Consider the following 521-nt stretch of genomic DNA (forward strand, 5'->3'; position numbering starts at 1 on the left):
GTTCGGCGTCTTCGAGCGTGCACTGAGGGAGGCGTACGCTGCGTGCCACTAACAGGAAGGCGTCGAGCGTGGTGTCGCCGGTGGCGACGAGCTGGTCACGCACTCTTGATCTCCCATCCGTGCGGGGTGACTTGGTTGATGAGGGAGCGAATAGCGTTCGCGCCCTCGGCCTTGCGGGTCTGGTGCGGCCGGTCCTCGGGGTGCCAGGTGATCGAGACGCGCAATGCCCGCCCCTTCCAGCGCGACACGTACAGCACGCCGAACCACCGGGCTCCGGGCTGGTCCAGGACGAGCTCCCACGACGCGCCGTGCGCAGCGTCGGGCACCTTGACGGTAAACCCGGCCTCCTCCAGGCGGTCGATGATCTGACTGGCCACACGGTTGGGCTGGAACGCGGTCATGTGATGCTCCCTTCGAGCAGGTTGGGGGTGTAGCCGGGGATCAGCTCGGCGTCCTCGTCGCACAGCCAGTAGCGGTGCCCGTCGATGACCACCGCGGCGGCCACGAGCGGGGCGTTGCAT

The 521-nt window shown here is 67.9% G+C and carries 1 protein-coding gene; it reads right to left on the bottom strand.

Features of this window, described 5'->3' with window-relative positions; all coding sequences use genetic code 11:
- Window positions 1-95: 95 nt before the first annotated feature.
- On the bottom strand, window positions 96-401 hold the full coding sequence (locus ABD844_RS52945; RefSeq protein WP_344897966.1) for a hypothetical protein: 306 nt from the start codon (window positions 399-401) through the stop codon (window positions 96-98).
- Window positions 402-521 lie beyond the last annotated feature (120 nt).

It is taken from the genome of Nonomuraea antimicrobica (assembly GCF_039536965.1).
Lineage (GTDB): Bacteria > Actinomycetota > Actinomycetes > Streptosporangiales > Streptosporangiaceae > Nonomuraea > Nonomuraea antimicrobica.

What these genes read in the sequence shown, in the direction of transcription:
- ABD844_RS52945 (WP_344897966.1), bottom strand. Translation starts at nt 401, where the DNA reads ATGACCGCGTTCCAGCCCAACCGTGTGGCCAGTCAGATCATCGACCGC.